This is a genomic window from Mycobacterium sp. SMC-8, assembly GCF_025263565.1.
In the GTDB taxonomy this organism is placed as follows: domain Bacteria; phylum Actinomycetota; class Actinomycetes; order Mycobacteriales; family Mycobacteriaceae; genus Mycobacterium.
This window is the reverse complement of record NZ_CP079865.1, coordinates 2743392-2766627: the sequence shown is the minus strand read 5'-3', so window position 1 is coordinate 2766627 and position 23236 is coordinate 2743392. Positions and strand designations below refer to the sequence as shown.

Sequence of the window (23236 nt, the reverse complement as noted above, 5' to 3'; positions counted from 1 at the left end):
GCCTTCTCAAATGTCGCGCGGCTCAGCCACAGTCGTGCGCGATGCCATGGCCGGGTCCAACAGAGTGACGGTGCGTGGGGCGGTCGGGGTCTCGATCCGCCGGATGAGCCGCGAGACCGCCAATCTGCCCATTTCGGTGTAGTTGTTGTCGACCGTGGTCAACCCGATGTATCCGAGTTGCGCCAGGTAACTGTTGTCGTAGCCGACGACGCTCAGGTCGTCGGGAACCGCGAGCCCGATCTCTCGTGCCTCTGACATCGCGATGACAGCCGCGTAGTCGTTGTTGGCGAAGATTGCCGTCGGGCGCCCCGTCGGCGCAAGCAGAGCGCGCGCCGCTCGGCGGTCGCCGTCTTCGCTGCGATCACTGATCTCCACCCGGATTTCATCGCCGATACCGTTGCGCTGCATAGCATCTCGATAGCCCTGAATGCGCAGTTCGGCAGCCCGGCCCGTACCGCCGAGGTGCGCGATCCGTCGATGGCCCCGCTCAACCAGATGTGCCACGGCCTTTACCGCGCCTTCGAAGTCGTCGCCGGTGACGACGTCGACCGTCGGCAGATCGGGTTCCCGACCCGATGCGACGACCGTAGGGAGCGATTGCGCGGTCCGCAGAAGTTGGTCAGTCGCGGGCAGCGTGCCCAGACACAGCAGCCCGTCCACGCCGGCATCGACAAATGCGTCGAGAACCGATGCGTCGGTTTCGATCTGCTGATCCTCGGCAAGGAACAAGTTCAGCCCATTGGCGGTGAGCTCGGCCCTGACGGATGCCAGCAGATCGATGTACCACGTGTTGTGCAGATCGCTGACCACGGCTCCCACCGTGAATGTCCGCTGCGAGACCAACGACCGCGCGGCGCGGTTGGGCTTGTACCCGAGCTCTTCGACGGCCGCGAGCACTGCGGCGCGCTTCGCGGCCGTGACGTTGTCGCCGTTGCGGAGCACCAACGACACCAGTGATTTGGAGACCCCGGCACGCTCGGCGACGTCGAAGATCGTCGGACGACCTCGTTGACTCCCACCGTTGACCGCGGCGCCGTCCTGCTTCGTCATATCGATGTCCCAGTTCACAGTATGGAGCGTTCTAAGCTAGAGAGTACCGCAGCCTACCTATGCTTGAGAGCCCCGCGTCGAGTTGACACGCCACCAATCCAATAATTGGCCAGTTCAGAGGCGTTCGAGATGTTGACACAGTTGTGTGACGTGCACTACATTCAGGCTTTGGAACGCTCCAAACTAGAGAAAGCGAATCAGATGACTGCACGACGCATTTTGCGCGTCGCCCTCGTCGGTGCGGGCGCCGCAGGACAGGCCCACGCCTTCGGATGGCGCAACGTGTCGATGGCTGCCGGCCTCGACCACGTCGACGTCGACCTGGCCGTCGTCGTCGACCCCAACGTGGGCCTCGCCCAGAAAACTGCCGACCGCTACGGCTACCGCACCGCCTCGGCGGACCTGCAGTCCGCGCTCGCCGACTCGACCATCGACGCCGTGAGCGTGGCACTGCCCAACAGCGTTCACGCCGACGTGTTGCCCGCGATCCTGGCGTCTGGCAAGCACGTCCTCACCGAGAAGCCCATCGGGCGCAGCGCCACCGAAGCGGCGCCGCTGGCGGCGGCGGCCGACCAGTCATCCGCGGTGACGGGTGTCGGGTTCTCGTTCCGCCGGTTGCCGGGCCTGGCGGCCGTCCAGGGCGCGGTCGCCGACGGCGCAATCGGCGACGTGCACAGCTTCACCGCGTGGTACAACGCCGACTACGGCTCCTCGCCCGAGGCGCCCTTCGGCTGGCGCTACGCCAAGGACACCGCGGGCGCGGGCGCCCTCATCGACATCGGCACCCACGCCATCGACACCGTGCAGTACGTCATAGCGCCGGTTCGCCGGGTGATCTCGTCGACGATGCAGACCGCCATCACACGGCGGCCGATCCCGGGCACCTCCGACTTCGGCGTCGTCGACACCGACGACATCGCGCTGCTCACCGTCGCACTCGAGAACGGGGCCGTAGGGCAGATCCACATCAACCGCATCGCCACGGGTATCCCGAACTCACTGGGCATTCAGGTCCACGGCTCAGCGGGCCACGCCCGTTTCGACTCAATCTCCGCCGGCGAGTTCCATCTCCACATCGACGACGGCGCAGGCGCGCTGTCCGGGCCGCGTCGCGTGTTCGCCGGACCTGCGCACCCCTACTTCTCCGACGTCGCCGCGATGCCCGGTGGCGGTGTGGGCACCGGGTATGCCGAGGCATTCGTCGCCGAGATCCAGCATTTCGTTCGCTGCATCCTCGCCGACCAGCCGATGGACACCAGCTTCGCCTCCGCACTGCATGTCATGCGTGTGGTGGACGCCGCCATCGCGGCAGCCGGCAGCGGCTCTCCCGTCGCGGTCGCCCAGCCCGTCAACGCCTGATCGCTTTCGAACACACACCAAAACGAGGACATTCGATGACCACCTCAGAAATCGCCGCCCCCGCGACTGCCAACCCTGACTACGCACGCCTGCAACTGGGCACCGCCCCCGACTCGTGGGGTATCTGGTTTCCCGATGATCCGCAGCAGCCGCACTGGTCGGTGTTCCTCGACGAGGTCGTCGAAGCCGGGTTCCGGACGATCGAACTCGGGCCGTTCGGATACCTGCCCACAAATCCCGAACACCTGAAGGACGAACTCGGCAAGCGCGGCCTGTCGCTCACCGCAGGCACGGTCGGCGCCGCAACTCATCGAGGGGCAGACGCGTTCGAGTCATCGCGACGCGACGCGTTCGAGGTCTGCGAACTACTCGCGGCGATGGACGTCGAACACCTCGTGGTGCTGCCCGAGATGTTCACCGACCTGCAGACCGGTGAGCTGAACCAGCCCGCCGAACTCACGGCCGAGCAGTGGGGTGACCTGGTCGGCGGGCAGAACAAACTCGGCCGGATGATCAAGGAGCAGTATGGCATTCAGCTCGCATTTCACCCGCACGTCGACACGCATGTCGAGACCCAGCAGTTCATCGACACGTTCCTCGACGACACCGACCCCGATGCCGTTGCGCTGTGCCTGGACACCGGACACGTCGAGTACTGCGCCGGCGACAACCGCGAGATCGTTCGTCGCCATCCCGACCGGATCAGCTACATCCACCTCAAGCAGGTAAATCCCGCCGTCGCCGCCAAAGCCCGTGCGGACAAGGTCGGTTTCTACGAGGCAGTACAGCGCGGCGCCATGGTCGAACCGCCGTTGGGTGCACCCGACATGAAGCCGCTCCTCGACGACCTCGCTGCATTGAACCGCGACCTGCGCCTGATCATCGAGCAGGACATGTATCCCGCAAAGCCGGGGAACGCCAAAGCAATTGCCACCCGCACGCGGGAGTACTTCACCAGCATCGGCCTGTTACCGGCCGAGCAATGACGCCGACAACGAAGTCGCGCCGGAAAGGAAGAACGAGATGAAACTGCTCTCTATCGGCCGCCGCACGGTGGTTCTCTCAGTCGCAGCGCTGACGCTCACCGCGTCGATGACTGCGTGCTCCAGCACCGGAGGCAAGCCCGCGTCGAACGGCAGCGGGATGACGGCCGGTACCGCTGACACCCCGCACAAGGTGGTGGCGATGATCGCACATTGGGGTCCCGGCGTTCCGTTCGCCGACCTGATCCGCAAGGGCGCCGAAACCGCGGCAGCCAAGGACAACATCGAACTGCGATTGTCGACAGATCCCGAGGCTCCGGCCCAGGCGAACTTCGTCCAGGCCGCGATCGACAGCCGGGTCGACGGTATCGCCGTCACCCTAGCCAAACCCGATGCGATGGCCCCCGCGATCCAAAAGGCTATCGACGCAGGCATTCCCGTCGTCGCGCTGAACTCCGGCTTCGACAACTGGAAACAGATGGGCATCTCGGCCTTCTTCGGGCAGGACGAGATCGTCGCGGGCACAGGCGGGTGAACGACTCCGAGCCGAAGGCGCCCAACGGACTCTCTGCGTCGTCCACGAACAGGGCAACGTGTCGCTGGAGGCACGCTGTGAAGGTGTCAAGCGGGGCCTGCAGGGCGGCGCCGTCGAGAACCTGTACGTCAACGGCAACGACATGCCGTCCGTCCAAGCGACCATCACCGCCAAGCTTCAAGAGGACCCCTCGATCGATCACATCCAGACCCTCTACTCAGGCATCGCGATGGCCGCGGTGCAGGCGAAGGAGCCCGCCGGTAGCGACGCGACCGTGACGACGTTTGATACCGACGCCCAGTTGGTGGACGCCATCAAAGCGGGTGACGTGGCGTGGCCGGTCGACCAGCAGCCCTTCCTGCAGGGGTATCTGGCTGTCGACAGTCTCTGGCTGCTGCTCAACAACCGCAACACCATCGGCGGCGGGCAGGCGGTGCTGACAGGCCCTACTTTCGTCGACGACAGCAACATCGATGTGATCGCTGACCTTGCCAAACAAGGAACCCGCTGAGCCTTATGCCAACAGCCCTACCGGCACCACGAACCCCGGATCCCACGACCGCACCGAAGCTCCGCTGGGCCGTCGTGGGACCGGGGTGGATCGGCCAACGCTTCGTCGAAGCGGTTACGACCCACACAGGCCAACACGTCGTCGCGGTGTCGTCCCGATCAGCCTCGCGCGCAGAGCGGTTCGCTGCCCAATGGGGCATCGACAAGTCCTACACCAGCTACGAGCTCATGCTGTCGGACCCCGATATCGACATCGTGTACATCAGCACCCCGCACATCGAGCATCACTCCTGCGCCCTCGCCGCATTGGCGGCCGGGAAGCACGTCTTGGTAGAAAAGCCGATGGGCATCAACGCTTCTGAGGCGCGCGAAGTCTTTCTGGTGGCTCAGCAGGCGGGCTTGTTCGCCGGCGAGGCGATGTGGTCGAAATTCCTGCCGAAGTTCGACGTCATCCGCCAGATCCTCGATGGCGGGGTCCTGGGCGAACTGCGCACGGTCGTTGTGGACAATGGCGAGTTCTTCAGGCCAGACCACCGCATTTACGATCCGCAACTGCTCGGAGGCCCGATGCTGGATATGGGGATCTATCCCGTCTCCTTCGCGCACTGGGTACTGGGCGCGCCCGAGGTGGTCCGCGCCATCGGGCAGCAGGCGAATGATCACATCAATGGCCAGTTCTCGGCCGTCCTGGGCCATGCCGGGGGTCACCAGTCGGCGATCAACACCACCATCATGGCCGACACCCCGCGCGACGCAACCATCGCCGGCGAGCTCGGCTACCTGTCGATACCCGGCCCCTATTACCAGCCCGGGCCGTTTACCATCCAGCTGCGCGATGCCGCGCCGATGACGTACGAGGAGCCCCGTGCCGGACACATCGGCGGGCTGCACTTCTCCGCTACCGAGGCGGCGCGAATCATCGGCGGCGGAGGAACAGCTTCGATCATCCATCCACCCTCGGCAGTCCTCGACACCCTCGACATGATGGACCGCATCCGCCACGACCTCGGAATAATCTACCCAGGAGAAGAACAGTGACCGTCCGCGTCGGTGTCATCGGAGTCGGCGTCATGGGCGCCGACCACGCCCGCAAACTGAACGGCTGTGTGGCGGGCGCGGCGGTCACCGCGGTTGCCGACGTCAATGCCGACGCCGCCGCGCGGATCGCCGCACAGATGCGCGGTGCGACGGTCCGCGAGAACGGCTTCGCGCTGATCGACAGCGACGATGTCGACGCGGTGGTCATCGCCTCGCACGATTCGACCCACGCCGACCTCGCGCTCGCCGCGGTGAAGGCCGGCAAGCCCGTACTGTGCGAAAAGCCTTTGGCACCGACGGCTTCCGAGGCGAGCATCGTGGTCGAAGCCGAGAGGGCCGCGCGCGGTTCGCTCATCGGCTTGGGTTTCATGCGACGGTTCGATCCCGCCTACACAGAGTTGAAGGCGGTCGTCGATTCCGGGGAACTCGGCCCGATCCTCGTGTCGCACTGCGTCAGCCGGACCGTCGAGGCCTACCCCGGCGGAGACTCGGCATCCACGGTCACCAACGCCGCCATCCACGAACTCGACGTGATGCCGTGGCTTCTCGGTTCGCCCGTCACGTCGGTCACCTGGCATTGCGGTAGGACCTCGAGCAGATCAGGGATGCGCCAGGACCCGCAGATCATGTTGCTGCGCACCGCTTCCGACGTTCTGATCACCGTGGAGGTATTTCTCAACGCCGGGTACGGTTACGACACCCGGTGTGAGGTCGTCGGGGAGGACGGCACCGCAGCACTGACCTTGCCCGCCCACGTGGTGCGGGATTCCCAGAGCACACGAGGTATCGGGTATCCGGAAAACTGGCTTTCCCGTTATGCCGACGCCTACCGCATCGAGTTGCAGGAGTGGATCGACTCGATCGAGAAAGGCCGGCCGTCGACATTGGCGACCGCCGAAGACGGACTGCAGGCCGCGCTCGTGGCCGACGCCGTCATCGAATCCATGAACAACGGCGGCGCCCCCGTGGCAGTCTCGTGAGGGCAATCATCCTCGACGGCACTGGTCACGAGGGCGTCGAAGAGATCCCGGACCCCAGTCCGGGCCCGACCGAAGTGGTCCTACGGGTCGACTTCTGGCGGCTGGAAAGGTTCGTACCACTTCCATTGTGCGTGTTCGCCGGTCGGGCCTTTACAGGGCGCGACGGCAGGGGGCGACGTGGTCGGTGGACGTGCCAGCGACCCTGGTGGTAGCGGGCCACCGTCGCTGTCGGTGACTGTCAGCTGGCCGGCCGTTCCCGTGATCGTGATGCCGCCGCGGTGGTGCAGCCGGTGGTGAAACGGACAGACCAGCACCAGATTCCACAATTCGGTGGGGCCGCCGTCCTCCCAGTGCACGATGTGGTGGGCATGAAGACCGCGGGTGGCTCCGCATCCGGGAACCACGCAGCAATGGTCGCGGAGCTCCAGCGCCAGGCGCAACCGACGGCTGATGGTGCGGGTCGTCCGACCCGCCCCGATCGGTTGGCCGGCACGTTCGAACCACACCTCGCAGGACGTATCACAGGTCAGGTATTGACGCTCATCTTCAGTCAGCAGCGGCCCTAGATGCAAGGAGCCCACGCGCCGTTCGACGTCAACGTGAACCACGACGGTGGTGTGCTGTCCGTGCGGGCGTCGCGCCACGTCGGCATCCCAACCGGCCTCCACCAGTCCCATGAACCCGTCGACGGAGGTCGGCATCGGGGGCACCTGATCCGAGGCACCGTCGGCGTGGTCGCGTTTCCATTCGGCGATCTGCGCATCCCGGTGCGAGGCCAGCGCGGCATCGAACTTCGCCGCCTCCACCCGCGACAGCCGGATCCGATACGTGGTGTACTCGCCGTCCTCAGTCCTGGTGATGGTGGGTTTCGGCGCGGGCTTCGGATCGGGGGGCCGCGGTTCGAGCTTCACCGCGGTACGCAACTGGGTGACCGTCGCCGATTCGGCGAACTGTGCGTAGTGCGCGTCCGAGCCGTCGGCGGCCCGCTCAGCGATGACCCCGACCTGGTCCAGCGACAACCTGCCCTCGCGCATTCCTTCGGTGCAGCGGGGAAACTGATCAACGCGGCGGGCGATCGCGACGACGGTTTCTGCGTTGCGCGGTGAGGTGCCCAATTTCCAGGCCACCAACGCCTCCATCGACCGGACACCGGTCATCCCCGCCAGCCCCTCTCGGTCGATCTCGGCGATGATCTCCACCAGCCGGCCGTCGATCGCGTTGCGCTGACCCGTCAGCTCCGCCACCTCCGCGAACAATTCCTCGAGACGCTCTTTCGGACCCACTTCAAGAGTGAAAGGTGCTGCGGTCGAGGACATAACGCCATCCTGGCAGAGGGGTACGACAATTCCGGCACACTGGCGAAGGTGGATCCGACGCCAACGACATGGACTTTGACGCAAGCAACAGACCTCCCCGAGGGGGTGGTCGGCTGGGACTCGTTCGGTGACGGCCCCGCGCGATATCGCGCCCGCACTCGCCCGACTCGGACGCCGCGTCTACGTCTTCGATTACCCCGGTAACGGGCAATCGGAGAAGCACGAACGCCAGGACCTCACGCTCGCGGCGCAGCAGGGACGCAACTTCGCCGAACTGCTACGGCAGTGGGGCTTGGACCGTCACAGCCTGGTGGCCTGCGACATCGGTGGCGCGACCGTACTGCGCGCACTACTGCTCGAAAACAGCGCGTATTCAGACGTCTTTCAGTTCGACGCCGTCACCGGCGGTGGCACTTGGGAACACGGCTTGTTCGGGCTCATCCGGCAGCACCACGAGGTGTTCGAACAACTTCCGGCCTACACCCACCCACGAAGCACTCGTCACCGCGCACCTGCGCAACGGCACCCACGCCGGGTACCGCCCCGGCGTCCTTGCGACATACCTGGCCCCGTGGTTGGGTGACGACGGCCAGGCGGCCTTCTACCGGCAGTACCGGCAACTCAGCCAGGGCGACACCGCCGACTACGAAAAGCTGCTGGGCACCGTCGACACCCCGGTGACGCTGTTATGGGGCCGGGACGACCGCATTCTTCCTGCGCCTCACGGTGATTGGATCGCACAGCGCATCCCCACCCGCAGCCTGACGTGGATCAGGGACGCCGGCCACCTCCTACCTGAGGATTAGCCCGCCCAACTGCTGGAGCGCCTGGTCGAACACCTCAGTCACAGTGAGAGCAGAGATACGGAGTAGGGGCCGAAGGTGTGACGATTGCGAGGTTCTCCAACTGCGCCTGTGCGATCAGCATCCGATCAAACGGATCACGGTGACGTGGCGGCAGTTCCGCCACCTGTAGCGCATGGCTGTGCCGGATCGGAAGGGCGACAACACCAGAACGACGCATACGGTCGGGGACGCACTCCGCCGAAGGCGCGGGCAACGCCAGTTTGCCGAGCCCGTACTTGACCGGTATTTTCCACCAGCTCGCCGAGATGCGACAACAATTCGTTGCTCATGTCTTCGAACATCGCCAGCACATCGTGCCGAATTCGGGTCGGCTCCGTCTGCAGCCCTAGCCAGACATGCGTGTCCAGCAGCAGCCTCATCCTTCAAACGCCCGTAGTTCGTCCTCTGGCTGCGGCGCGTAGAAGTTGTCGGGCACCGTGAACGAGCCTGCATCGATGCGGAACTCACGGCGCCTGCGCGCCCAGCTCGGCACCATCACCGCGACAGGCTCACCACCGCGGATGATGGTGATTTCCTCCCCGGCCTCGACCCTGCGCAGCAATCTGGACAGGTTCGTCTTGGCCTCGTGCACGCCGACTTCCATCCTGCCATTTTGGACTAAGTCCATGATGACGAATCGGACCCCCTAGTACCGCGTCTCCCCCAGCCACAGCACGTTTACACCGGTGAGTGAACGTTGCGTCTGATCGACCACACCCAGCACCGAGCGAATCGCCATGGCCCCCAGGAGATCCGGCAGCGATGCTGCGGCGGGTTGCGAAGAAGGCTTGGGCCGCAGCACGTCCCGCAGCGACGAGCCGGGCAGGTTCTCGATCTGCACCTTGGCGTCCACGTCAAGGCCGGCCAGCGCCTTGGCGCGCCGGATCGCGGTGCGCAGCCCGCCGAGCTCGTCGACCAGACCCCGCTGTAGTGCGTCGGCTCCGGTCCACACCCGACCCCGGGCGACCCGCTCGACGTCTTCGACGCTCATGCCGCGGCCGTCGGCGACCCGCGCGACGAAGTCGGTGTAGAACAGGTCGGCTTCGGCCTCGACGTGGGCCTGCTGCTCGTCGGTGAACGGCGCGTTGATCGACCAGGCGTCGGCGTTGGCGTTGGTACGCACCGTGTCCGACCCGACACCGAGACGGTCCTTGAGTTCGCGCGCGACGAACTTGCCCGTCACCACGCCGATCGATCCGGTGATGGTGCCGGGGTTGGCCACGATGGCGTCGGCGGCCATCGACACGTAGTAGCCGCCCGACGCCGCGACGGCGCCCATCGACGCGACCACCGGCTTGCCGCGCTCGCGGGTGCGCACCACCTCGCGCCAGATCGTCTCCGAACCGGTGACCGAGCCGCCCGGGCTGTCGACACGCAGCACGATCGCGGCGACGTCGTCGTCGGCGGCGGCCTGCCGCAGCGCCGCCGCGATGGTGTCGCCGCCGGAACTGGAGCTGCCCATCGGGGACATCTGCCGTCCGCCGCGGCCGCTGACGATCGGCCCGGCGACGGTGACGACCGCGACCTTGGGATGGCTCTTGATCGCCGGCACGGCCGGCTTCTTGGCGCGCGCGTAGCGCGCCAGGTACAGCCGGGGCGGGGCGTCGTCGCCGTCGGGATCGCCGGACTCCGCGGAGACACCCTCGGCGCCGACCAACTCCGCGATGCGGCCGTAGGCCTCGTCGCGGAAGCCGATGCGGTCCACGAGGCCGGCGGCCACGGCATCGTCGCGCAGCAGCGGCGCGCGGTCGGCCAGCGTGTCCAGGGCAGCACGATCCACCTTGCGTGAAGCGCTCACCGCATCCCACACCTGTGCGCGCAGCCCGTCCACCAGCGCGGTGTCGGCCTCGCGGTGCGCGTCGGTGTAGCGGTCCTGGGTGAAAAGGTTTGCCGCCGACTTGTATTCGCCGCGGGCGACGAACTGCGCTTCCACGCCGAGCTGGTCGAGCGCGTCCCGCAGGAACAGCGCGCTGGTGGCGAATCCGACCAGGCCCACGGTGCCCGACGGCTGCATCCACACCTCGCCGAACGCCGAGGCCAGATAGTAGGACAGCGTGCCAGGGTAGGTCTCGGCCCACGCCAGCGACGGCTTCTTGGCGGTGAACGCGACGATCGCCTCGCGCAGTTCCTGCACGGGTCCCGGTGGGGCGGCGTCGATCTGGACGCGGGCTATCAGACCGGCGACGCGGGGATCGTCGGCGGCACGGTGGATCGCGGCCACCGCCTCGCGTAGCAGCAGCGGTCTCCCGGCGCCGTTGATCAAGGCCATCGGGTCGAAGCCGGCCGATTCCGGCGGTGCGGTCTGCAGGTCCAGCTCGAGGACGCATCCGTCGGGCACGCCTTGGTGGCGGGCGGTGTCGAGCTTACGGGCGAAATCACGGACGTCGTCGAACCCGGGCACCCCGGACAGCAGAGAGAACATGGTTCGAGCGTACCGACGCCGAACGGGCGGTCAGCGCCCCAAGTACCGGCTGTACTGCGGGCAGTAGACGGCCACCGAGAGCCTGGTCAGGCCGACGGCCTGCTCGCGTTCGAGGCCGTTGCCCGCCAGCGTGTTGACCACCCCTCGCACCACCGGCACCGGGTTCGGGTTGCCGGTCAGCCCGGTGGTGAGCATCTCGCAGATCCGCTTGCCGACGGTCGGCGCGTCATCGTCGGCGCCCAGCGGAATCCCCATCGTGTTCACCGCATTGGTGAACTTCTCGTCTTGGGTCTCGGCGTGCGCGGTCGCGACACCGGAGAACATGGCGAGGCCGGCGGCGACCATCGCGGCGGCGAGGGTCCGACGGTGGCGAATCATGGCGTGCTCCTTGGCTGTATCCCCGGGCGAAGTGTAGTTCGTGATCGCCAACCGTGCCGTTACAGCAAAAACCCCTGCCGAAGCAGGGGTTTTTGTCGGACAGCCGAAATTACAGCTCGGTGACGGTGCCGCCGGCGGCGGTGATCGCCTCGCGGGCGTGAGCGCTGAACTTGTGCGCGGTCACGTCGACCTTGACGGTCAGCTTGCCGTCGCCGAGCACCTTGACCAGCACGTTCTTGCGAACCAGGCCCTTGGCCACCAGCTCGTCGACACCGACGGTGCCCCCTTCGGGGAACGCTTTGTTGATGTCGCCGACGTTGACCGGGGCGTACTCGGTGCGGAAGCGGTTGCGGAAGCCCTTGAGCTTGGGCAGCCGCATGTGGATCGGCATCTGGCCGCCCTCGAACGTCACCGGGACGTTCTTGCGGGCCTTGGTGCCCTTGGTGCCGCGGCCGGCGGTCTTACCCTTGGAGCCTTCACCGCGACCGACGCGGGTCTTGGCCTTCTTCTCGCCCGGGGCCGGGCGCAGATCGTGAAGCTTGATCGGAGCCATGGGTTCTAAACCTCCTCGACCGTCACCAGGTGGTGCACGGTCTTGATGAGTCCACGCGTCTGGGCGTTGTCCTCACGGACCACGGACTGGCGGATCTTGCGCAGCCCGAGCGTCCGCAGGGACTCCCGCTGCTTCCAGCGCGCACCGATGGTGCTGCGCACCTGGGTGATCTTGAGCTCTGCCATGATTTACGCCGTTCCCTCACGCGCGGCGGTGGCAGCCAGGGCCTCGGCCTCACGGCGGGCCTTGAGCATGCCAGCGGGCGCTACATCCTCAATGGGCAGGCCACGGCGCGCCGCGACCTCTTCGGGACGCTGCAGCAGCTTGAGCGCGGCAACGGTGGCATGCACCACGTTGATCGCGTTGTCGCTGCCCAACGACTTGGCCAGCACGTCGTGCACACCGGCGCATTCCAGCACCGCGCGGCACGCGCCACCGGCGATGACACCGGTACCGGGGCTGGCCGGACGCAGCATGACCACACCGGCCGCGGCCTCACCCTGGACCGGGTGGGTCACGGTGCCGCCGATCAGCGGAACCCGGAAGAAGTTCTTGCGCGCCTCTTCGACACCCTTGGCGATCGCGGCGGGGACCTCTTTGGCCTTGCCGTAGCCGACACCGACCATGCCCTTGCCGTCGCCGACGATCACCAGCGCGGTGAAGCTGAACCGGCGACCGCCCTTGACCACCTTGGAGACGCGGTTGATCGTGACCACGCGCTCCAGGTAGTTGCTCTTCTCGCGGTCGTCACGGCCGCCGCGGCCGCCACGATCGTCACGGCGTCCACGTCCGCCGCGGTCGCCCCTGCCACCGTCGCGGCCGTCGCTCGACGGCCCGCCGGCTCCTACAGCCTGCTCGGCCATCATGCATTCCTTCCGTTAATGGTCAGTCGGGACATCAGAACTTCAACCCGCCCTCGCGCGCGGCGTCGGCCAGAGCCGCGATCCGTCCGCCGTAGGTGTACCCACCACGGTCGAACACGACCTCGTCGATGCCCGCGGCCTTGGCACGCTCGGCGATCAGCTGACCGACCCGGGTGCTGGCGGCCTTCTTGTCGCCCTCGGTTGCCCGCACGTCGGCCTCGATCGAGGACGCCGCGGCCAGCGTGACGCCCGCAAGATCGTCGACCAGCTGCACGTGGATGTGCCGCGAGGACCGGTTGACCACCAGGCGCGGACGCTCGGCGGTGCCGGAGACCTTCTTGCGTAGACGCGCATGCCGGCGCAGCCGCGACGTGCGCCGCGTCTCGGAGATGCTCTTGCCGACCGGCGTGTGGCCGGCGGCCTCTTTGGCTTTGGTGTTGGTAGCCATCTACTACTTACCCGTCTTTCCGACCTTGCGACGGATCTGCTCGCCCTCGTAGCGGATCCCCTTGCCCTTGTAGGGATCGCTCTTACGCAGGCGGCGGATGTTCGCCGCGATCTGGCCGACCTTCTGCTTGTCGATACCGGAGATCGAGAACTTCGTCGGCGTCTCCACCGTGAAGGTGACGCCCTCGGGAGCGGTGATCAGCACCGGGTGGCTGTAGCCCAGGGCGAACTCGAGGTCGCTGCCCTTGGCCACCACGCGGTAGCCGACGCCGAAGATCTCCATCCTGGTGGTGTAGCCCTGCGTCACACCGGTCACCAGGTTGGCGATCAGCGTGCGGGACAGGCCGTGCAACGAACGGTTGCGCCGCTCGTCGTTGGGGCGGGTGACCACGATCGCGCCGCCCTCGTCACGGGAGACCGCGATCGGCTCGGCGACGTCGAGGGTCAGCGTGCCCTTGGGGCCCTTGACGGACACATTCTGTCCGTCGATCGTCACATCGACCCCGGTGGGAACCGGGACCGGCTGCTTTCCAATGCGAGACATGTATCTAGCCCTCCCTCACCACACGTAGGCGAGGACTTCGCCGCCGACGCCCTCGCGGGCGGCCTGGCGGTCGGTCCTCAGACCGGACGACGTGGAAATGATCGCCACACCGAGCCCGCCGAGCACGCGCGGCAGGTTGGTGGACTTCGCGTACACCCGCAGACCCGGCTTGGACACCCGGCGCAGGCCCGCGATGCTGCGTTCGCGGCTCGGGCCGTACTTCAGTTGCACCACCAGGGACTTGCCCACCCGGGCGTCCTCGGTGCGGTAGTCACTGATGTAGCCCTCGGACTTCAGGATCTCGGCGATGTTCGCCTTGATCTTGCTGTGCGGCAGGGTCACTTCGTCGTGATACGCCGAATTGGCGTTGCGCAGACGCGTCAAGAAGTCTGCGATCGGATCCGTCATGGTCATGACAGCCGGTTCACCTTTCTCGCGGCGGTTCCCGGTCGGGGCCTACCGCAACTGTCTTGTAGTGGTTGGCTGGCTTACCAGCTGGACTTCTGCACGCCGGGCAGCTCACCCGCGTGCGCCATCTCGCGCAGGCAGATGCGGCAGAGGCCGAACTTGCGGAACACCGAGTGCGGACGACCGCAACGGTTGCAGCGGGTGTAGGCCCGCACCTTGAACTTGGGCTTCTTGTTGGCCTTGATGACCAGAGCCTTCTTTGCCATGTGCTCAGTTCTCCTTGAACGGGAAGCCGAGCGCCCGCAGCAGCGCACGCCCCTCGTCGTCGTTCGTCGCCGAGGTGACGACGGTGATGTCCATGCCACGCGGGCGGTCGATGCTGTCCACGTCGATCTCGTGGAACACCGACTGCTCGTTGAGCCCGAAGGTGTAGTTGCCGGTGCCGTCGAACTGCTTGGGCGAGAGGCCGCGGAAGTCGCGGATACGCGGCAGCGAGATCGAGATCAGGCGGTCCAGGAACTCCCACATCCGGTCGCCGCGCAGCGTGACGCGCGCACCGATCGGCATGCCCTCGCGCAGCTTGAACTGGGCGATGGACTTGCGGGCCCGGCGGATCTCCGGCTTCTGACCGGTGATCAGCGTGAGGTCGTTGACCGCACCGTTGATCAGCTTGGCGTCGCGGGCGGCGTCACCGACGCCCATGTTGACGACGACCTTGGTGACGCCCGGGATCTGCATCACGTTGGCGTAGCCGAATTCCTTCTGCAGGGCGTCGCGGATCTCTTCGCGGTAGCGCTGCTTCAGGCGCGGCTGCGGCCGTTGATTCGACTCCGTCGAATGTGTCTTTTCAGTGGTGGTCATCAGATGTCCTTGCCGTTGGACTTGGCGATGCGGACCTTTTTGCCGGTCTCGTCGTCCTTGCGGAACCCGACGCGCGTCGGCTTGCCGTCGGAATCGAGCAGCATCACATTGGACACCGAGATCGGCGCCTCCTGCGTGACGATGCCGCCCGAGGACGCGCCACGCTCGGTGCGCGACTCGGGGGTGTGCTTCTTGATCCGGTTCACGCCCTCGACCAGAACCTTGTTGCGGTCGGGGTAGGCCACCAGGACCTTGCCCTTGGCGCCCTTGTCCTTGCCCGAGATGACGAGCACGGTGTCGCCCTTACGGACCTTCATCTACAACACCTCCGGGGCGAGCGAGACGATCTTCATGAAGCGCTTCTCGCGCAGTTCGCGACCGACCGGCCCGAAGATGCGGGTGCCGCGGGGGTCGTTGTCGTTCTTGATGATGACGGCGGCGTTCTCGTCGAACTTGATGTAGCTGCCGTCGGCGCGGCGGCGCTCCTTGACCGTGCGCACCACGACCGCTTTGACGACGTCGCCGCGCTTGACGTTGCCACCGGGGATGGCGTCCTTGACGGTCGCCACGATGACATCACCGATGCCGGCATAGCGCCGCGACGAGCCGCCGAGCACGCGGATGCACAAGATCTCCTTGGCGCCCGTGTTGTCGGCGACCTTGAGCCGCGATTCTTGCTGAATCACTAGATCTCCTCGACCTGGTTACTGTGTGCACGCAGGATTACCGACCCTGACGTGCGCGGTCTTTGTTCCCCAAGAGCACGCGGGGCTCTCTCCGCACGGAGACAACCGAGGTCTGCCCTAGGCAACCGTTACATACTAGGTGAGCTCGGGGAATGCTCCAAATCCCCGCGGAACGGACCGACACGGTGACCGGCACGAACTCTCCACGTATTCTCCACACAGCCTTCAAGCAACGCCCGCCGGTCCGGCGCAGCATCATTGTCGTGACGACCACACCGACCGCCAGATCCGAAGCGGCACAACGACTGCAGCACCCGTCCGGTACCGAGTTCGAGCGCGGGGTGCTGACTCTGGTCCCGATGCTGCACCGGCGTGCGCACGCCTACACCGGCAACACCGCCGACGCCGAGGACCTGGTGCAGGAGACCCTGCTCAAGGCCTATCGCGCGTTCCACACGCTGGGACCGGACCCCTACCTGAAGGCCTGGCTGCTGTGCATCCTGCGCAACACCTGGATCGCGAAGTACCGGGCCGCCCAGTGCCGGCCCGCCGAGGCGTTGACCGGGGAGTTCGACGACGACGCCGGACAGAGCACCTCCGCCGAGCAGCTCGCGCTGCGTGACGTCGCCGAACCCGGCCTGGTCGCGGCCATGGCCGAGCTGTCGGAACCGATGCGGCTGACCCTCTACTACACCGCGGTCGAGGGCATGTCGTGCCGCGAGGTCGCCGAGCTGATGGGGGTGCCCGAGGGAACGGTGATGTCGAGGATGCACCGGAGCCGGGCGCAGCTGCGCCGCCGACTCGGCCGGCGTACCACCACGCATCGCAAGCCGATGTGCGTGGCCGCGCTGTCCTGAGACTTGCGCGCGCGAAGGGCCGGCACCGGGGCTGCATGACGTGGCCGCGCCGTCGCTGCGGTACGGGAACCGGCCGTGCCAGGTGCCGGCCAGCGAGCAGCCGCCGTCGAGGTCGACGAGATCGGTCGGCAGGGCCCGGCTAGTCCTTGGCGAAGGCGCGGGCGAAGTCCCGTTCGAGGTCGGTGTACGGGGCGCCCGACACGTCCACGTTGACCCGCGAGATCGTCCCGCCGGTGAACGGGTTGGGCGGACGGTAGGCCGCCGATACCGGCGATCCGGTGTTGCGCCCGACGCTCAGCGAGGCCCCGGCGAGCCCGAAAGTCCCGGGGTGGACCCGCATCTCGGCCAACGCCGCGACCTGCGTGGTGTCGACGAACAGTGCCGCGTCGCCGATCGGAGTGTGGCTGCCCTCGGCGGTGCCGGTGCGGGTGAAGGTGAACCCGAGGGTGTGCGCACCAGGGGGCACCGGATCGGCCGCCGCGACGGTCTGCTCGTACTCGCCGAGGAAGTTGTAGCAGAAGTGCAACCGGCCGCCCTGCAGATACATGACGTAACCCCCGTGTGCCGCACCGTGTTTGACCACCACGCCGTCGGCACCGTCCGGACCGATGGTGACCTCGGCGAGCACCGCGAACGAGCGGCCGCGAAGTTCTACCACGGCGCCCATGCCGACGTCGGCGGTGCCGGGGTAGTACACGTAGGCGTTCCGCTCGCCGGCGAGGTAGGGACGCCACCGTGACATGGTCTCCAGGAGATTCAGGTCGCCCAACGGCAGTCCGTTGTACTTCTGAGCCTCGGCGAACCACAACGCCTTGAGTTCTTCGAGTCGTTCCGGATGTTCGGCGGCGAGGTCGCGGCACTGGCTGCGGTCGGCCTCGATGTGGAACAGCTCCCAGCGGTCGTCGTCGAAGTGCGACCAGCCGGCGGGCGAGGCCGCGTGAATGGTGTTGGCGAACCAGCCCCGGTGCCAGATGCCTCGCGTGCCGAGCATGGTGTAGAACTGCGTCTCCTTGCCGGTGGGTGCGGTCGGGTTATCCAGCGCCACTTTGAAACTGACACCGTCGAGGGGCTTCTGTGCGACTCCCCGCACCGTGGCCGGTGCGGTGATGTCGAGAAGGTCGTACACGGTCGGGGTGATGTCGCAGACGTTGACGTAGTTGTCCCGCACCTCGCCGTGCGCGGCAATACCATTGGGCCAGGAGATGATCGCCGGGTCGGCGATGCCGCCCTCATGTGAGGCGTAGCGCTTGAACAGCTTGTACGGCGTGTTGAACGCCATGGCCCACCCAGTCGGGTAGTGGTTGTACGTCGCGGTGCCGCCGAGTTCGTCATAGGCCTTCAGGCTCTCCGCCACCGAGTCGATGTAGCCGTTGAAGAACTTGACCTCGTTGACCGACCCGTTGGGCCCGCCCTCACCGCTGGCGCCGTTGTCCGAGATCACCACGATGATGGTGTTGTCCAACTGGCCGGACTCCTCCAGATAGTCCAGGATCCGCCCGATCTGGGCGTCGGTGTAGGACAAGAAGCCGGCGAACACCTCGGCCATCCGCTCGAACAATCGCTTCTCATCGGCGCTCAACGAGTCCCAGGGACGCACGGTGTCCTGGACCGGCCAGGGTTCTCCGTTGGGGCCCTTGACATCTGAGTACGGATTCATCGGCGAGAGTTCGGTGTCCGCCGGGACGATGCCGAGCCGCTTCTGGTTCTCCAGCACGATCTCGCGGTAGCGCTCGTAGCCCATGTCGAACACACCGGAATAGCGGTCGGCCCACTCCTTGAAGACATGGTGGGGAGCGTGGCCGGCACCCGGGCACACGTAGGAGAACCACGGCTTGTCCGGTGCGATGACCTTTGAGTCGCGGATGAACTCGATGGTCCGGTCGGCGAGATCAGCCGAAAGGTGGTAGCCCTCCTCGGGTGTCGCGGGCGGGGCCACGGGGTGGTTGTCGTACATCAGGTCCGGATACCACTGGTCGGTCTCACCGCCCATGAATCCGTAGAACCTCTCGAAGCCCCGCGACAGCGGCCAGTGCCGCTTGGTGGCGGCAAGGTTGGATTCCTCCAGCGGAGTCAGATGCCATTTGCCGATGCAATAAGTGTTGTAACCGTTCTCGGCGAGCACCTCCGAGAGCAGTGCGGTGTCGAACGGGATGCGGCCGTTGCAGTTCGGGAAACCGTCGGTGAACTCCTCGATGGTCGCCATCCCGACCGTGGTCGGGTTGCGTCCCGTCAGCAGCGAGGCCCGCGTCGGTGAGCACAGCGCGGCGGTGTGGAACTGCGAAAGCCGCACCCCACGTTCGGCGATGCGGCTCATGGTGGGCATCTTCACCAGCCCACCGAAGCAGTCCCAGGTGGCGATGCCGATGTCGTCCCAGACCAGGTACAGCACGTTGGGTGCGTCCGGTTGCGCCGTCGGCGCGGCGAACGGGCCCCAGTCCGGTTCAGAATCCCGGATGTCGACTTCGATCCTGCCCTTGAATTCCGACGTCACCTTCGGAGATTACACCGCTCGCCCGCTGGTCAGCCCGGGAACGAGAGACGATTGCGTCGGCGTACGTGCGAACCACAGGCCCACGGCGGCCAGCAGAAGCGTCCAGCCCAGCCACCCGCAGATGCCTGCGACGGCGTGTAACTAGCTGCCCTCACTACCCCGTAACCTGTTGTCCCACAACGGTTCAGTGCGATTATAGACACCGGGCTCAGGCATCACCGGGTGCACAGAAACCGCGCTCGTCGTCACGGACGTTCAGGACGCCGCCGCCTGCCACGCAACAGGATCGACACGACGGCCACGATGATCAGGATCGCCACCCCGGCTACCGCGACCCAGACCCACGACGGCGTCCCCGGGGCAGCGACCTGCGTGACGCTCTGTTCAGCCTCGATGACGGGTTCGGGCATGGTGTCGAGCATCACGGGTGGGGTGCCGGGCGCGCCGATGAGCGCCGTACCGGACAGCGACTGCCAGCGCCTGACATCGCTGCCCAGCCAGTCGAGCAACAAATCCAGTTGCTCGGGCGCGTTGTGGGACGTGGCAACCAGGACACTGCGCCTTCCGTCGTGGACCGTCTGCAGCGAACCGAAACCGAGCGCAGGATCGAGAGTCAGGGTGGTGGTCTCACCCGGCGCGTCGGCGCGCTTGACGGTGAGCTCGCCACCGTCCCCAGCCGCGACCGGGAGGGCGATTCCCGGATCTGTCCATTCATCAGGGCTGATAAGCACCGCCGGGGCACCGTCTGAGACGGCGTCGGCGAGCGACATCACCGCGGTGTCGATCGGTACCCCGCTGAGTCGCTGCAGGCCCACCATGATCGCGAAGGCCCGGCGAACGTTGTCGAACCCCTCGCCGACACCGACCACGGTCCGCGGCATGAGCGTCTGCGGCAGTGACTGAAACCCGCCCGGCACCGGCGAGGCAGCTGCTGTGCTCACGACCGGGCTGTCACCGTCGATGGTCAACGTTGCCGGCTCGAAGTCCTGGCAGTATCCGGTACCGCCGCTGATGTCGAGGGCGACCGTCATGTTCGTGAAGCGTTGCAGGAGGTGATCGGGGACATCGACCCACCGATCGATCTCGCCGCTCGAATCAGTGGGCCAACGGTCGATGTTCTCGTCACCGATGCTGATCACCACCTGTCCGCCGACGGATTGAGGCAGCGGAGTGGAGGACCCGCGCAGGTGCACCCGTATCCCGTGCACGGCGCGGCCGAGCCTGGTTTGATCCAGGCCGAGGTTGAGCTGAGGCTCCACAGCAGTGACAGAGCTACCAGGCTGACCGAGACCACGCAATGTCGTCTTGTCCCCCGGTAACTGAATATTCGAATCCGCCTGCCCGGCAACAGCCTTCGCTGAAAGCGCGAGCGGGGCGAGGTCGCCGGTCAGCAGTCGGGCCTGATTGGTCAACTCGTCGCCGGGGCCGCCGACACGCAGGGCGGGGACCCCGCCGGTGTCCAGCAACGAGAGACCGACGTCGTCGCCCTCGGCTACGACGACGTGGCGTGCGAGCGGACCGGATGGTTCCGTCGGGCCGGTTTGCCCGTTTGCCAGCGGAGCGACCGTCACGGTCGGATTCTGGGCGCCGTAGCGGGACGCGACGGCGGTCGCCAGCTGGACGACGGCATCGGACTCCGAGGGCGATGGTTGTTCGTCGACAAAGATCGTCAGCTGGCGCAGCACCGGGGGAAGGAAGTCGGCCACCGTCGAGGGCGTCTGCTCTGCCCCGGCGAAGGTGACGCTGGGGTCGCTGAGTTCGAGCGCGTTGGTCGGGTCCAGACAATATCCCTCCATCGGGAGCAGATATGTCCGCAACGTGACCGTGACCGCATTGTCGACGACATCGGCGCGGTCGAGCGGAATCGCGATAGGCGCTGGCGCACCTGGTGCGACATCGACTCGGCCGATCGTCCGTCCGTCCTGGATCGCGGTGACGGTCGCGGTCCGCACATTCACCGGCAGTTGCGTAAAAGCATTCAGTGCAACGGGTTCGAGTCCTTGCGATACGGGGAAGGTCACCGTCTGCGTGCCTTGGATTCCGTAAAACGCGAGGTTGGGCCGACCACCAAGCTGGACCAGCGGCAGGGTGGACTCCGACGAGACACCGGGGTCGCCGGGCGGCTGCGCACTTGCCATCGGGGATGTCAGCAAAATGATCGGGCAGATTGCGGTGAGCAACCGCGCAAGGATTGCAGTGTGGCGCTTCATTGCTGGTGAGCGTACCGGCATATGTCGCTGCGCAAACACTGTTATCACTGACGCGACGAAACCCCCGGCCGCCGGAGCGAACGGGGGTTTCGACGACGATCTGGTGCTACTTGGCCTTCTCGAGCACCTCGACCAGACGCCAGCGCTTGGTCGCCGACGTCGGCCGGGTCTCCATCAGCGAGACGCGGTCGCCGACACCGGCGTCCTCGTTCTCGTCATGGGCCTTGACCTTCTTGGTGGTCCGGATGATCTTGCCGTACAGGGGATGCGACTTACGGTCTTCGAGCTCGACGACGATCGTCTTCTGCATCTTGTCCGACACGACGTAGCCGATGGCGGTCTTGCGGCGACCGCGCGGCTTCTCGGTGGGCGGGGTGTACTTGGCGCCCTTCTGGGCGCCGGCGGTATCTGCCATCAGGAATCCTCACCTCCGGGTCCGGCGGCCAGACCCAACTCACGTTCACGCAGCACGGTGTAGACCCGCGCGATCTCCTGCCGGACCGTACGCAGCCGGCGGTTGTTGGCAAGCTGTCCGGTGGCCATCTGGAAGCGCAGGTTGAACAGCTCTTCCTTGGACTCGCGGAGCTTGTCGGTCAGTTCTTCGTCGGTGAGCTCGCGCAGTTCGCCGGGCGTCGTCCCAACTGCCATCAGAACTGCTCCTCTCTTGTGACGATGCGTGCCTTGATCGGCAGCTTGTGGATCGCACGAGTCAGCGCCTCACGGGCGATCTTCTCGTCCGGGTAGCTGAGCTCGAACAGGACACGGCCGGGCTTGACGTTGGCGACCCACCACTCCGGCGAACCCTTACCGGAACCCATGCGGGTCTCGGCGGGCTTCTTGGTCAGCGGGCGATCCGGGAAGATGTTGATCCACACCTTGCCGCCACGCTTGATGTGCCGGTTGATGGCGATACGCGCCGACTCGATCTGCCGGTTGGTGATGTAGGCATGGCCCAGGGCCTGGATGCCGTAGTCACCGAAGCTGACCGAGGTCCCGCCGCTGGCGATACCACGCTGCTTCGGGTGGTGCTGCTTGCGGTGCTTGACCTTGCGGGGAATCAGCATGACTAGCTCTCCGTATTCTGCGCTGCTGCGGCCTCGGTGCCCTGGGTCGCCTCGGCGACGGCGGGAGCCTCGGCGGCCCGGCCGGCATCGGTGCTCGTCGCGGTCGTGCCCGACGCGCCGCTGCGGCGCGGCCGGGTGCCGGACGGACGCTCACGACGCGGACGGTCCGCGGCGGGCGCGGCGGCGGTCAGCTCACGCTTGCCACCGACGATGTCGCCCTTGTAGATCCACACCTTGACGCCGATGCGGCCGAAGGTGGTCTTGGCCTCGTAGAGGCCGTAGTCGATGTCGGCACGCAGGGTGTGCAGCGGGACGCGGCCCTCGCGGTAGAACTCCGAGCGGCTCATCTCGGCACCGCCGAGGCGGCCCGAGCACTGCACCCGGATGCCCTTCACGTTGGGCTGACGCATCGCCGACTGGATCGCCTTGCGCATCGCGCGGCGGAACGCCACACGGTTGCTCAACTGCTCGGCGACACCCTGCGCCACCAGCTGGGCCTGGCTCTCGGGGTTCTTCACCTCGAGGATGTTCAGCTGGACCTGCTTGCCGGTCAGCTTCTCCAGGTCGGCGCGGATGCGGTCGGCCTCGGTACCGCGACGGCCGATCACGATGCCCGGACGCGCGGTGTGGATGTCCACCCGGACGCGGTCGCGAGTGCGCTCGATCTCGACGTCGGCGATGCCGGCGCGCTCCAGGCCGGTGGCCAGCAGCTTGCGGATCGCGACATCTTCCTTGATGTAGTCCGCGTACTGCTTGTCGGCGTACCAGCGGGACTTCCAGCCGGTGGTGATGCCGAGCCGGAAGCCGTGCGGGTTGATTTTCTGGCCCACTACTCC

29 protein-coding genes and 1 pseudogene are annotated in these 23236 nt (G+C 66.4%); 8 read left to right on the top strand and 22 right to left on the bottom strand.

The window, feature by feature from the left end; translation table 11 throughout:
- Positions 1–6: 6 nt before the first annotated feature.
- Entirely contained in the window at positions 7–1050 is a 1044-nt protein-coding gene (locus KXD97_RS13480; RefSeq protein WP_260757328.1) for a LacI family DNA-binding transcriptional regulator, read from the bottom strand.
- 201 nt (positions 1051–1251) lie between these two features.
- Here KXD97_RS13480 and KXD97_RS13475 point away from each other — a divergent pair, with 201 nt between their 5' ends.
- The 5 genes and pseudogenes from KXD97_RS13475 to KXD97_RS13455 all read left to right on the top strand — a co-directional run bounded on the left by KXD97_RS13475 (position 1252) and on the right by KXD97_RS13455 (position 6455).
- Positions 1252–2409, top strand: coding sequence for a Gfo/Idh/MocA family protein (locus tag KXD97_RS13475; RefSeq protein WP_260757327.1), 1158 nt, complete (start codon positions 1252–1254; stop codon positions 2407–2409).
- Between the two features lie 35 nt (positions 2410–2444).
- Positions 2445–3395, top strand: a complete 951-nt coding sequence (locus tag KXD97_RS13470; RefSeq protein WP_260757326.1) for a sugar phosphate isomerase/epimerase — start codon at positions 2445–2447, stop codon at positions 3393–3395.
- Positions 3396–3432: 37 nt separating this feature from the next.
- A pseudogene (locus KXD97_RS13465) lies at positions 3433–4438 on the top strand (substrate-binding domain-containing protein).
- Between the two features lie 5 nt (positions 4439–4443).
- Positions 4444–5475: a Gfo/Idh/MocA family protein gene (locus KXD97_RS13460; RefSeq protein ID WP_260757325.1), complete on the top strand. Its 1032-nt coding sequence runs from the start codon at positions 4444–4446 to the stop codon at positions 5473–5475.
- Positions 5472–6455: a Gfo/Idh/MocA family oxidoreductase gene (locus KXD97_RS13455; protein WP_260757324.1), complete on the top strand. Its 984-nt coding sequence runs from the start codon at positions 5472–5474 to the stop codon at positions 6453–6455. The genes KXD97_RS13460 and KXD97_RS13455 overlap by 4 nt, the downstream gene beginning before the upstream one ends.
- 80 nt (positions 6456–6535) lie before the next feature.
- Here KXD97_RS13455 and KXD97_RS13450 read toward each other — a convergent pair whose 3' ends face one another.
- Positions 6536–7771 carry an HNH endonuclease signature motif containing protein gene (locus tag KXD97_RS13450; protein WP_260757322.1) on the bottom strand — a complete coding sequence of 412 codons (1236 nt, stop codon included), beginning with the start codon at positions 7769–7771 and terminating at the stop codon, positions 6536–6538.
- 127 nt (positions 7772–7898) lie between these two features.
- Here KXD97_RS13450 and KXD97_RS13445 point away from each other — a divergent pair, with 127 nt between their 5' ends.
- Together KXD97_RS13445 and KXD97_RS13440 are read left to right on the top strand one after the other, a co-directional pair.
- On the top strand, positions 7899–8354 hold the full coding sequence (locus KXD97_RS13445; protein WP_260757320.1) for an alpha/beta hydrolase: 456 nt from the start codon (positions 7899–7901) through the stop codon (positions 8352–8354).
- Positions 8347–8577, top strand: a complete 231-nt coding sequence (locus KXD97_RS13440; protein ID WP_260757319.1) for an alpha/beta fold hydrolase — start codon at positions 8347–8349, stop codon at positions 8575–8577. Before KXD97_RS13445 ends, KXD97_RS13440 begins: the two co-directional genes overlap by 8 nt.
- 34 nt (positions 8578–8611) lie before the next feature.
- Here KXD97_RS13440 and KXD97_RS33285 read toward each other — a convergent pair whose 3' ends face one another.
- From KXD97_RS33285 to rplN, 14 genes are all read right to left on the bottom strand, one after another.
- Complete coding sequence (locus tag KXD97_RS33285) at positions 8612–8794, bottom strand: PIN domain-containing protein (RefSeq protein WP_396885171.1); 183 nt, start codon at positions 8792–8794, stop codon at positions 8612–8614.
- A 198-nt stretch (positions 8795–8992) separates the two neighbouring features.
- Positions 8993–9220 (bottom strand): type II toxin-antitoxin system Phd/YefM family antitoxin, encoded by a 228-nt coding sequence (locus KXD97_RS13435; RefSeq protein ID WP_260757318.1) that lies wholly within the window; start codon positions 9218–9220, stop codon positions 8993–8995.
- A 42-nt stretch (positions 9221–9262) separates the two neighbouring features.
- Complete coding sequence (gene sppA / locus KXD97_RS13430) at positions 9263–11038, bottom strand: signal peptide peptidase SppA (RefSeq protein WP_260757317.1); 1776 nt, start codon at positions 11036–11038, stop codon at positions 9263–9265.
- Between the two features lie 30 nt (positions 11039–11068).
- Positions 11069–11416: a DUF732 domain-containing protein gene (locus KXD97_RS13425; RefSeq protein WP_260757316.1), complete on the bottom strand. Its 348-nt coding sequence runs from the start codon at positions 11414–11416 to the stop codon at positions 11069–11071.
- Between the two features lie 109 nt (positions 11417–11525).
- A complete protein-coding gene (rplO, locus tag KXD97_RS13420) occupies positions 11526–11969 on the bottom strand; it encodes a 50S ribosomal protein L15 (protein WP_260757315.1) in 444 nt (147 codons plus the stop codon).
- Between the two features lie 5 nt (positions 11970–11974).
- Positions 11975–12154, bottom strand: a complete 180-nt coding sequence (gene rpmD / locus KXD97_RS13415) for a 50S ribosomal protein L30 (RefSeq protein ID WP_003929541.1) — start codon at positions 12152–12154, stop codon at positions 11975–11977.
- A gap of 3 nt (positions 12155–12157) precedes the next feature.
- Positions 12158–12832, bottom strand: coding sequence for a 30S ribosomal protein S5 (gene rpsE / locus KXD97_RS13410; protein WP_260757314.1), 675 nt, complete (start codon positions 12830–12832; stop codon positions 12158–12160).
- Positions 12833–12866: 34 nt separating this feature from the next.
- The gene (gene rplR, locus KXD97_RS13405) at positions 12867–13280 is read right to left on the bottom strand and encodes a 50S ribosomal protein L18 (RefSeq protein WP_260757312.1); all 414 of its coding nucleotides are present in this window, start codon (positions 13278–13280) and stop codon (positions 12867–12869) included.
- 3 nt (positions 13281–13283) lie between these two features.
- Positions 13284–13823 carry a 50S ribosomal protein L6 gene (gene rplF, locus KXD97_RS13400; protein ID WP_260757311.1) on the bottom strand — a complete coding sequence of 180 codons (540 nt, stop codon included), beginning with the start codon at positions 13821–13823 and terminating at the stop codon, positions 13284–13286.
- A 15-nt stretch (positions 13824–13838) separates the two neighbouring features.
- On the bottom strand, positions 13839–14237 hold the full coding sequence (rpsH, locus tag KXD97_RS13395) for a 30S ribosomal protein S8 (RefSeq protein ID WP_067961986.1): 399 nt from the start codon (positions 14235–14237) through the stop codon (positions 13839–13841).
- 74 nt (positions 14238–14311) lie between these two features.
- Positions 14312–14497 carry a type Z 30S ribosomal protein S14 gene (locus KXD97_RS13390; RefSeq protein ID WP_260757310.1) on the bottom strand — a complete coding sequence of 62 codons (186 nt, stop codon included), beginning with the start codon at positions 14495–14497 and terminating at the stop codon, positions 14312–14314.
- Positions 14498–14501: 4 nt separating this feature from the next.
- On the bottom strand, positions 14502–15092 hold the full coding sequence (rplE, locus tag KXD97_RS13385; protein ID WP_260757308.1) for a 50S ribosomal protein L5: 591 nt from the start codon (positions 15090–15092) through the stop codon (positions 14502–14504).
- On the bottom strand, positions 15092–15409 hold the full coding sequence (rplX, locus tag KXD97_RS13380; RefSeq protein WP_260757307.1) for a 50S ribosomal protein L24: 318 nt from the start codon (positions 15407–15409) through the stop codon (positions 15092–15094). Before rplX ends, rplE begins: the two co-directional genes overlap by 1 nt.
- Positions 15410–15778 (bottom strand): 50S ribosomal protein L14, encoded by a 369-nt coding sequence (rplN, locus tag KXD97_RS13375; protein ID WP_014814254.1) that lies wholly within the window; start codon positions 15776–15778, stop codon positions 15410–15412.
- A 263-nt stretch (positions 15779–16041) separates the two neighbouring features.
- On the opposite strand from rplN, the gene KXD97_RS13370 reads away from it, so the two are divergent.
- Positions 16042–16635: an RNA polymerase sigma factor gene (locus tag KXD97_RS13370; RefSeq protein WP_260757305.1), complete on the top strand. Its 594-nt coding sequence runs from the start codon at positions 16042–16044 to the stop codon at positions 16633–16635.
- 139 nt (positions 16636–16774) lie between these two features.
- Here the strand turns inward: KXD97_RS13370 and KXD97_RS13365 are convergent, their stop codons facing one another.
- The 6 genes from KXD97_RS13365 to rpsC form a co-directional block, all read right to left on the bottom strand.
- Positions 16775–19126: an arylsulfatase gene (locus KXD97_RS13365; protein ID WP_260757304.1), complete on the bottom strand. Its 2352-nt coding sequence runs from the start codon at positions 19124–19126 to the stop codon at positions 16775–16777.
- A 245-nt stretch (positions 19127–19371) separates the two neighbouring features.
- On the bottom strand, positions 19372–21264 hold the full coding sequence (locus tag KXD97_RS13360; RefSeq protein WP_260757303.1) for a hypothetical protein: 1893 nt from the start codon (positions 21262–21264) through the stop codon (positions 19372–19374).
- A 178-nt stretch (positions 21265–21442) separates the two neighbouring features.
- The gene (gene rpsQ, locus KXD97_RS13355; protein ID WP_260757302.1) at positions 21443–21751 is read right to left on the bottom strand and encodes a 30S ribosomal protein S17; all 309 of its coding nucleotides are present in this window, start codon (positions 21749–21751) and stop codon (positions 21443–21445) included.
- Positions 21751–21984 (bottom strand): 50S ribosomal protein L29, encoded by a 234-nt coding sequence (rpmC, locus tag KXD97_RS13350; RefSeq protein ID WP_067962002.1) that lies wholly within the window; start codon positions 21982–21984, stop codon positions 21751–21753. The genes rpsQ and rpmC overlap by 1 nt, the downstream gene beginning before the upstream one ends.
- Positions 21984–22400, bottom strand: coding sequence for a 50S ribosomal protein L16 (gene rplP, locus KXD97_RS13345; RefSeq protein WP_067962004.1), 417 nt, complete (start codon positions 22398–22400; stop codon positions 21984–21986). Before rplP ends, rpmC begins: the two co-directional genes overlap by 1 nt.
- Positions 22401–22402: 2 nt before the next feature.
- A complete protein-coding gene (gene rpsC, locus KXD97_RS13340) occupies positions 22403–23230 on the bottom strand; it encodes a 30S ribosomal protein S3 (protein WP_260757300.1) in 828 nt (275 codons plus the stop codon).
- Positions 23231–23236 lie beyond the last annotated feature (6 nt).

What these genes read in the sequence shown, in the direction of transcription:
- KXD97_RS13480 (WP_260757328.1), bottom strand. Translation starts at nt 1,050, where the DNA reads ATGACGAAGCAGGACGGCGCCGCGGTCAACGGTGGGAGTCAACGAGGT.
- KXD97_RS13475 (WP_260757327.1), top strand. Translation starts at nt 1,252, where the DNA reads ATGACTGCACGACGCATTTTGCGCGTCGCCCTCGTCGGTGCGGGCGCC.
- KXD97_RS13470 (WP_260757326.1), top strand. Translation starts at nt 2,445, where the DNA reads ATGACCACCTCAGAAATCGCCGCCCCCGCGACTGCCAACCCTGACTAC.
- KXD97_RS13460 (WP_260757325.1), top strand. Translation starts at nt 4,444, where the DNA reads ATGCCAACAGCCCTACCGGCACCACGAACCCCGGATCCCACGACCGCA.
- KXD97_RS13450 (WP_260757322.1), bottom strand. Translation starts at nt 7,771, where the DNA reads ATGTCCTCGACCGCAGCACCTTTCACTCTTGAAGTGGGTCCGAAAGAG.
- KXD97_RS33285 (WP_396885171.1), bottom strand. Translation starts at nt 8,794, where the DNA reads ATGCGTCGTTCTGGTGTTGTCGCCCTTCCGATCCGGCACAGCCATGCG.
- KXD97_RS13435 (WP_260757318.1), bottom strand. Translation starts at nt 9,220, where the DNA reads ATGGAAGTCGGCGTGCACGAGGCCAAGACGAACCTGTCCAGATTGCTG.
- sppA (WP_260757317.1), bottom strand. Translation starts at nt 11,038, where the DNA reads ATGTTCTCTCTGCTGTCCGGGGTGCCCGGGTTCGACGACGTCCGTGAT.
- KXD97_RS13425 (WP_260757316.1), bottom strand. Translation starts at nt 11,416, where the DNA reads ATGATTCGCCACCGTCGGACCCTCGCCGCCGCGATGGTCGCCGCCGGC.
- rplO (WP_260757315.1), bottom strand. Translation starts at nt 11,969, where the DNA reads ATGGCTCCGATCAAGCTTCACGATCTGCGCCCGGCCCCGGGCGAGAAG.
- rpmD (WP_003929541.1), bottom strand. Translation starts at nt 12,154, where the DNA reads ATGGCAGAGCTCAAGATCACCCAGGTGCGCAGCACCATCGGTGCGCGC.
- rpsE (WP_260757314.1), bottom strand. Translation starts at nt 12,832, where the DNA reads ATGGCCGAGCAGGCTGTAGGAGCCGGCGGGCCGTCGAGCGACGGCCGC.
- rplR (WP_260757312.1), bottom strand. Translation starts at nt 13,280, where the DNA reads ATGGCTACCAACACCAAAGCCAAAGAGGCCGCCGGCCACACGCCGGTC.
- rplF (WP_260757311.1), bottom strand. Translation starts at nt 13,823, where the DNA reads ATGTCTCGCATTGGAAAGCAGCCGGTCCCGGTTCCCACCGGGGTCGAT.
- rpsH (WP_067961986.1), bottom strand. Translation starts at nt 14,237, where the DNA reads ATGACCATGACGGATCCGATCGCAGACTTCTTGACGCGTCTGCGCAAC.
- KXD97_RS13390 (WP_260757310.1), bottom strand. Translation starts at nt 14,497, where the DNA reads ATGGCAAAGAAGGCTCTGGTCATCAAGGCCAACAAGAAGCCCAAGTTC.
- rplE (WP_260757308.1), bottom strand. Translation starts at nt 15,092, where the DNA reads ATGACCACCACTGAAAAGACACATTCGACGGAGTCGAATCAACGGCCG.
- rplX (WP_260757307.1), bottom strand. Translation starts at nt 15,409, where the DNA reads ATGAAGGTCCGTAAGGGCGACACCGTGCTCGTCATCTCGGGCAAGGAC.
- KXD97_RS13360 (WP_260757303.1), bottom strand. Translation starts at nt 21,264, where the DNA reads ATGGCAAGTGCGCAGCCGCCCGGCGACCCCGGTGTCTCGTCGGAGTCC.
- rpsQ (WP_260757302.1), bottom strand. Translation starts at nt 21,751, where the DNA reads ATGGCAGATACCGCCGGCGCCCAGAAGGGCGCCAAGTACACCCCGCCC.
- rpmC (WP_067962002.1), bottom strand. Translation starts at nt 21,984, where the DNA reads ATGGCAGTTGGGACGACGCCCGGCGAACTGCGCGAGCTCACCGACGAA.
- rplP (WP_067962004.1), bottom strand. Translation starts at nt 22,400, where the DNA reads ATGCTGATTCCCCGCAAGGTCAAGCACCGCAAGCAGCACCACCCGAAG.